Origin of the sequence: Streptomyces hygroscopicus, from assembly GCF_026168105.1 — a bacterium.
GTDB classification, from domain to species: domain Bacteria; phylum Actinomycetota; class Actinomycetes; order Streptomycetales; family Streptomycetaceae; genus Streptomyces; species Streptomyces hygroscopicus_D.
Genome location: NZ_LBMW01000070.1, coordinates 25,028 through 32,243 on the forward strand (window position 1 = coordinate 25,028; position 7,216 = coordinate 32,243).

At 70.5% G+C, this 7,216-nt stretch carries 5 protein-coding genes; 3 read left to right on the plus strand and 2 right to left on the minus strand.

Features of this window, described 5'->3' with window-relative positions; all coding sequences use genetic code 11:
• Nucleotides 1-71 precede the first annotated feature (71 nt).
• Entirely contained in the window at nucleotides 72-833 is a 762-nt protein-coding gene (locus AAW14_RS36330; protein WP_265568711.1) for a TetR/AcrR family transcriptional regulator, read from the minus strand.
• Nucleotides 834-1,211: 378 nt separating this feature from the next.
• Between AAW14_RS36330 and AAW14_RS36335 the strand changes: the two genes are divergently transcribed.
• Nucleotides 1,212-2,612: an NAD(P)/FAD-dependent oxidoreductase gene (locus AAW14_RS36335; protein ID WP_265568712.1), complete on the plus strand. Its 1,401-nt coding sequence runs from the start codon at nucleotides 1,212-1,214 to the stop codon at nucleotides 2,610-2,612.
• Between the two features lie 210 nt (nucleotides 2,613-2,822).
• Nucleotides 2,823-4,472: an ATP-binding SpoIIE family protein phosphatase gene (locus AAW14_RS36340; protein WP_265568713.1), complete on the plus strand. Its 1,650-nt coding sequence runs from the start codon at nucleotides 2,823-2,825 to the stop codon at nucleotides 4,470-4,472.
• A 90-nt stretch (nucleotides 4,473-4,562) separates the two neighbouring features.
• On the opposite strand, the gene AAW14_RS36345 is transcribed toward AAW14_RS36340, so the two are convergent.
• A complete protein-coding gene (locus AAW14_RS36345) occupies nucleotides 4,563-5,837 on the minus strand; it encodes an MFS transporter (RefSeq protein WP_265568718.1) in 1,275 nt (424 codons plus the stop codon).
• A gap of 168 nt (nucleotides 5,838-6,005) precedes the next feature.
• Here AAW14_RS36345 and AAW14_RS36350 point away from each other — a divergent pair, with 168 nt between their 5' ends.
• Complete coding sequence (locus AAW14_RS36350; RefSeq protein ID WP_265568714.1) at nucleotides 6,006-6,554, plus strand: MarR family winged helix-turn-helix transcriptional regulator; 549 nt, start codon at nucleotides 6,006-6,008, stop codon at nucleotides 6,552-6,554.
• Nucleotides 6,555-7,216 lie beyond the last annotated feature (662 nt).

The window sequence follows — 7,216 nt, forward strand, 5'->3', positions numbered from 1 at the left end:
ACCGGAGTGAATGCCCGAGCCGGACCGCAGAGGCCCAGCCTGACCGCAGAGGCCCAGCCGGGCCCAGGGCGTCACGACGGGCGCGACCGCAGGCCCTCCAGGAGGATGTCGAGCAGCCGGGCCGAGGCAGCCGCCTGCTGGGCGGCGTCCGGCAGCGAGGGCGCCGCCGTCGCTATCACCAGCAGTACGTCCGAGACGGTGACGTCCGCCCGCAGTTCACCCGCCGCGCGCGCCCGCTCCACGAGTTGTCCGACGACTTCCAGCAGCGTCGCCGCACCCGTGTCGTCCGGCTCCGCCGCGGGCTGGTGTTCGACGAGCCGCAGCTCGGTGGTCGACTGGGACCGCTGCTGCGGCACCCGCGCCTCGTCCACCAGCAGCGCGTCGACCCCTTCGGTTCCGTCCTCGGCGACGCCCACCCTCAGCACCTGCGGCGGTAGCAGCCGCCCCGCGCCCGACGCCACCGATGTCCGCAGGAAGCGCGAGAGCGCCGACCACGGCTCGTCCTCCTGGCCGAGCGCCGTCCGGGCCTGGTCGGTCAGCCGGGCGGTCTCCTCCTCGGCTATCCGCCGCACCAGGACGTCCTTGCTCGGGAAGCGGCGGTACACCGTGCCGACCCCGACCCTCGCCCGTCGCGCCACGTCTTCCATCGGCGCGCCGTACCCCAGCTCGCCGAAGACCTCGCGCGCCGCGCGCAGTACGTGTTCCAGGTTGCGCTGTGCGTCCACGCGCAGCGGTGCCGACCGCGCGTCCCGTCCGTTCCCCGCAGCCGCGCTCACCGCGCCCGCCGGTGCGACGGCGGACGCGGACGACCAGTGCGAGTCCTGAATGTGCATACGTTCCCCCGGTAATGACGTCTCCCCCCGGAGACTTTCCCCGCCTTTGGCAGCCGGGGCGTACGGAACGAGCGTCCCGTGTGAGCGGGCCCGCCGGTCACGGACCCGTCGAGCGCATCCCCCTACACCCCGTCGACACACGAACATAGTTGAGCGGGGGTCAATTCAGAAGGGGGAGGTTCCGCACGGAGCGCCCCCCGATCGGAGTACGGGGCGGTTACGTCCCGATTGCGCCCCCGGATGTCACCCCGCGTACACCCGTTGACCTGCGATCCTTCCCCGCGCTCCGGTAATTCGGCCAACCCTGCGCCGGACCGCCGCCCCGTCACACAATTTGCCGGGGCTGTGGACAAACGCAAGCGGCCGGTGCGTCATGGGATGGTGACGGCTGCAATTCACCGGGGGACGCCCCCCGACCCCCCGAACCGTGTGCGTGTCCTCATCGTCGGCGGCGGCTACGTCGGTCTGTACACGGCCCTGCGCCTGCAGCGGAAACTGAAGACGGAACTCGGCCGGGGCGAGACCGAGATCGTGGTGGTCTCGCCCGATCCCTACATGACCTACCAGCCGTTCCTGCCCGAAGCGGCCGCCGGCGCCATTTCGCCGCGCCATGTGGTCGTCCCGCTGCGCCGGGTCCTGGAGAACTGTCACGTGGTCATCGGCGAGGTCACGGCGGTCGACCACGCCAAGCGGACCGCCACCGTCGCCACGCTCGCCACCGAGGAGAGCGGGCGGACGGAACAGCTGTCGTACGACGAACTGGTCCTCGCACCCGGCTCCGTCTCGCGCACCCTGCCGATCCCCGGGCTCGCCGACCACGGCATCGGCTTCAAGACCGTCGAGGAGGCCATCGGCCTGCGCAACCACGTCATCGAACAGATGGACATCGCCTCCTCCACCCGGGACCCCGCGATCCGCGACGCGGCCCTCACGTTCGTCTTCGTGGGAGGCGGATTCGCCGGCGTGGAGGCGCTCGGCGAACTGGAGGACATGGCCCGCTACGCCGCGCGCTACTACCACAACATCAAGCCAGAGGACATGAGGTGGATCCTCGTGGAGGCCTCCGACCGCATCCTTCCCGAGGTGGGCGAGGAGATGGGCCGGTACACGGTCACCGAGCTGCGCCGCCGCAACATCGACGTACGTCTGGAGACCCGGCTCGAGTCGTGCGCCGACCGGGTCGCCGTTCTCTCCGACGGCGCCCGCTTTCCGACGCGCACGGTCGTGTGGACCGCCGGGGTGAAGCCGCACCCGGTCCTCGCGGCCACCGACCTGCCGCTGAACGGCCGCGGTCGCCTGAAGTGCACGCCCGAGCTCACCGTGGACGGCGTCACGCACGCGTGGGGCGCCGGAGACGCGGCGGCCGTCCCCGACGTCACCGCCGACGAGCCCGGCCGTGAGACCGCCCCCAACGCCCAGCACGCGCTGCGCCAGGCCAAGGTCCTCGGCGACAACATCGTGCACACCCTGCGCAGTGAGCCCCTGGAGACATACGCCCACAAATACGTCGGCTCGGTCGCCTCCCTCGGGCTGCACAAGGGTGTCGCGCATGTGTACGGGCGCAAATTGAAGGGCTACCCTGCCTGGTTCATGCATCGCGTGTACCACCTCAGCAGGGTGCCCACCTTCAACCGCAAGGCGCGTGTCCTGGCCGAATGGACTCTGGCGGGACTTTTCAAGAGGGAGATCGTCTCGCTCGGTTCACTCGAACATCCCCGTGCAGAATTCGAACTGGCGGCCGGTGGAAAGGCTTCAGGAGACCCGAAGGGGTCGTCCTGACCGGACCCAGGAACTCTGCCGGAACCACCGACGTCTGACGGATATCGGTCCGGTCGGCCAGACTGGTCCCCGACCCGTGGGCGGGCCGACCCTCGCCCCGACGCATCCAACAGGCTTTCCCCACTGTGCCGCACACCCCCGGGGGGCGGGCCCCCGGATCCGACCGGATCCGGAGCCGGCCGGAGACGACAACGACGAGGCAAGGAATCGGTGAACTTCACGCGCTGGAGCGCCCGGCTCCCCGGAACGCAGCGCCGCGCCGCAGCGCGGACCGAGCACGCGGTCTCCCCGGACCGGCGGGGGGACGGCTCCGTACCCGCGGCCCGCGACGCCGAGCGGCTCACCGACGACACGCGGGACGTGCCCGCCGTCGACGAGCTGCCGGTGCGCGAGGTCCTGGACCGCGTCCCGGCCCTCGTCGCCCTGGTGCACGGCCCCGACCACCGCATCGCGTACGTCAACGACGCCTATGCGGCGGCCTTCGGCGCCCGGCCGGTCGGTGAACCCGCCCGCGAGGCGCTGCCCGAGCTGGACGAACTCGGTCTCCTCCCGCTCCTGGACCAGGTGCTGCGCAGCTCGAAGCCGCGCACGGTCAAGTCCCGCAAGGCGCGCGGCGGGCGGTCGTACACGTTCACGTGCACACCGGTGGACGTGCCCGACGACAGGGCCAGGGGCGTGCTCATCTTCGCCGCCGACGTCACCGACCACGCCGAGGCCGCCGAGCGGCTGCGCGCCAGCGAGCGCGAGCAGCGCGAGACCGCGGTGACCCTGCAGCGCTCCCTGCTGCCCCAGGAGCTGGAGCAGCCCGACGACCTGCGCATCGCCGCCACCTACCAGCCCGGCGGCACGGAGGCGGCGGTCGGCGGCGACTGGTACGACGTGATCACCCTCGGCGGCGGCCGCACGGCACTCGTCATCGGTGACGTCATGGGCAGGGGAGTACGGGCGGCCGCGGTGATGGGCCAGCTCCGTACGGCCGTGCGCGCCTACGCGCGCCTCGATCTGCCCCCGCACGAGGTGCTCCAGCTCCTCGACGGCCTTGCCGCGGAGATCGACGCCAACCAGATCGCGACCTGCGTGTACGCCGTCCACGACCCGAACGAGGGCCGGCTGGTGTACGCCTCGGCGGGCCACCTCCCGATCCTGGTCCGCGACGAGCGCGGAAACGTCCTGCGCACCGACGAACCCACCGGTCCTCCGCTCGGCACCGGCGGCTGGATGCACGCGTCCGGTTCGGTGCCCCTGAGCCCGGGATCGACGGCCGTCCTCTACACGGACGGCCTGGTCGAGCGCCGGGACGCCGATCTGGACGAGGGCATCGAGGCCCTCGAGAGCGCGCTCGCGGGCGCCACCGGGACGCCCCAGGTGATCTGCGACCGTCTGCTGCGCTCGGCCGGCGTCACGGCGGACCATGACGACGACGTGGCGGTCCTGGTCCTCCAGCACCCGTCGCGTTCGGGTCCCGACGGCGACCTCTTCCGCAACGCCGCCCTGGAACTGCTCGGCGGCGTGGAGGCGGCGCCACGCGCGCGTGCGTTCGCCTCGGGTGTGCTCACCAGCTGGCGGTTCCCGACGGATCTGCACGATCTGGGAGTGCTGGCCGCGAGCGAACTGGTCGCCAACTCGTTGCAGCACGGCACACCACCGATGAGGCTGCGCCTCCGCCGCACGGACCGCCGACTGATCATCGAGGTGACGGATGGGGACGACCACCTGCCCCGCCGCCGGCGTGCGGAACCGGCGGACGAGGCGGGCCGGGGCATCGCGATCGTGGCGACCATCGCCTCCAACTGGGGCTCGCGACGCACGCCGGGCGGCGGCAAGGCGGTGTGGTGCGAGTTCACGCTGCCGCGGGGGTAGGGCCGACCGGGTGCCGGGGGACACCAGCGGCGGGCGGCGGTCCGGAGGCCGCGCCTCCCGGACCGCCGATCGGCCTGAGCGACCTCGGCCTCACACGTTGGACGCGCTGATCTCGGCTCGGCCGGACGCACCAGGCGTCCCCTGCGCCACCACGCGGCTCCTCGCGTGCGACGGCTGGTTCTGCGCCGGCGTGAGCTGCCGTCCGAGCCTGAGCGCCAGGACGATGATGCCCAGCGAGCACACCAGGAACGTCACGATGTAGGGGGCCGGCAGGGACGCGGCGAGCGGACCGCCGACCGCCGGACCCACCGCGAGCGCGAGCTGCTTCACCAGGGCGAAGGCCGAGTTGTACTGGCCTGCCATCCCCGTCGGGGCGAGGTCCGCGACTAGCGGCGCGACCGTCGGCGACAGCATGGCCTCGCCGAGACCGAACAGGGCGTACGTCGAGACGAACGCGGCGGTCGCCATGGTCCGGCTGCCGTGCCCGAGCCCCGCGTATCCCGCGGCGACCCAGGCGACGGCCCAGATCAACCCCACGGCCGCGATCACCCGCGACCGCTTGCGCCGCTCGACGAACTTCAGCACCGCGAACTGCGCGACCACGATCATCGCCGTGTTGGCGGCCAGCGCCGTGCCCAGCGCGGATGTCGAGATCCCGGCCGCCTCGACGCCGTAGGCGCTCAAGCCCGACTCGAACTGGCCGTAGCAGGCGAAGAACAGCACGAAACCCAGTACGCACAGCTGCACCATGGCCCGGTTGCCCAGCAGCTGCTTCCAGCTCGCCCCGCCGCCCTGCGGCGCCGCGGCCCCGATCGTGGGCGCGTGCGGTATCCGTACCGTCGACATGATCACGACGAGCAGCAGGAAGATCGCGGCCTCGATGGCGAACAGCAGCGTGAAGGACTCGGCGCGTGAGGCGTCGACGAGATGGCCGCCGATCAGGCCGCCGACACCGAGTCCCAGGTTCTGCAGAAAGAACTGCAGGGCGAAGGCCCGGGACCGCGACTCGGTCGTCGAGCAGTCCACGATCATCGTCGCCAGCGCGGGCTGCATCACGGCCTGCCCGGCGCCGAGCAGCGCCGAGGACAGAAGCACGCTCACCGCACCACCCGCGAGTCCGAGACTCAGCGCGCCGACCGCAGCGGCGACCAGAGCGGTGAGCAGCACCGGAAGCGGACCGCGCCGGACGATGGCCCGCCCGGCGAACGGCAGCACCACGAGCGCGGCCACGGCGAAGACGGCGAGCACCAGGCCCGCCGTCGTGGCACCGAGCTCCCGCACCTTCGCCACATAGACGTAGAGATACGGAACGGTGAAGCCGAGGCCGAACGCGCTGAGTGCGTTGCCCACGTGGATCCGGCGCATCGCTGCGCCCTTCGCCCTGGTCACGTTCACCTGCCTTAGGAAGAGGGCCCGCCCCGAGGCGCGACCGGCAGGCCTTACCTCTGAAGCGATTAACCCTGAAGACTTCGAACCTAAACAGTACACCTTCAAGGACTTCGAAGCCAAGCCGGCGCGTGCCATACTGCGCTCATGGGCGACAAACCCGGCGTCAGCGAGCCGACCCTCGACGAACAGATCGCGGCCTACCAGCGCGAGTTCCGGGACCTGGACCCCCAGGTCGAGAAGATCGTCTCCGCGCTGTCCCGCCTGAACCGCAGGATGAACGTCGCCTACGGCCGCCAGACCGCGGGACTCGGCATCAGCAACGCAGAGTGGGAGGTCCTCAAGGCGCTCGTACTCTCCGGCGCCCCCTACCGCATGGGCCCGAGCGACCTTGCCAAGCGGCTCGGGCTGACGCCGGCCGCGATGACCCACCGGATCGACCGCATGGTGAGCGAGGGCCTGGTCACCCGGGAACGCGACGAAGCCAACCGTGTCCGTGTGATCGTCGAGCTGACCACCGAAGGCCGCGAGAAGTGGCTGGAAGCGATGCGCCTGGCCTCGGGCTTCGAGGAGGATCTCCTCCAGGACCTCTCCCCCGAGGAGCGCACCGTGCTGGGCGAGGCGCTGACCCGGCTGCTGCGTCGTGTGGAGCATGCCCAGCCGGACGCGGGCGGCCGTCTCAGCGACCTGGACTGAGAGGCCACCGAAGGTTTGGCGAAACTCCACCCAGGGGAAGCTTGACAGTCCGGCCCCGGATCCGTACAGTTCTCCGGGTTGCCACCGAGCCGTAACGGTTCTTCGGCAGCACCTCCCGCCGCATCAGCGGCACCAAACCACTCAGCACGATCTCCCAAACGGGTCGAATTTGGCGTGTCCGAATTCAATTCCGATTGGGTACGGCGACCCCGATCCGCTCGATTGGGAATCGCCGGGCGGATCCGCTAGGGTTTGGGACGTCGGAACGGCCCAACGGCCGTGAGGACGGCCCCGGTTGACGGGGAGTCAGAGTCCAAAGGGAACTGAGGGATCTGATAGAGTCAACAACGCCGGAAGGCCGAAAGGCCGGAAAGCGCCGAGGAAATCGGATCGAGAAAAGGTCTGATAGAGTCGGGAACACCGAAGGGAAGCGCCCGGAGGAAAGCCTGAGAGAGTCTCTCGGGTGAGTACGAAGGAAGCGTCCGTTCCTTGAGAACTCAACAGCGTGCCAAAAGTCAACGCCAGATATGTTGATACCCCGTCTCCAGCTCTGCTGGGGCGAGGTTCCTTTGAAGTAAAACACAGCGAGGACGCTGTGAACGGTCGGGACTATTCCTCCCGGCTGTTCCGCTCTCGTGGTGTTCGCCCCGATCACGGGGAAA

Coding starts and splice junctions, on each gene's coding strand:
- AAW14_RS36330 (WP_265568711.1), bottom strand. CDS start 833: ATGCACATTCAGGACTCGCACTGGTCGTCCGCGTCCGCCGTCGCACCG.
- AAW14_RS36335 (WP_265568712.1), top strand. CDS start 1,212: ATGGTGACGGCTGCAATTCACCGGGGGACGCCCCCCGACCCCCCGAAC.
- AAW14_RS36345 (WP_265568718.1), bottom strand. CDS start 5,837: ATGCGCCGGATCCACGTGGGCAACGCACTCAGCGCGTTCGGCCTCGGC.
- AAW14_RS36350 (WP_265568714.1), top strand. CDS start 6,006: ATGGGCGACAAACCCGGCGTCAGCGAGCCGACCCTCGACGAACAGATC.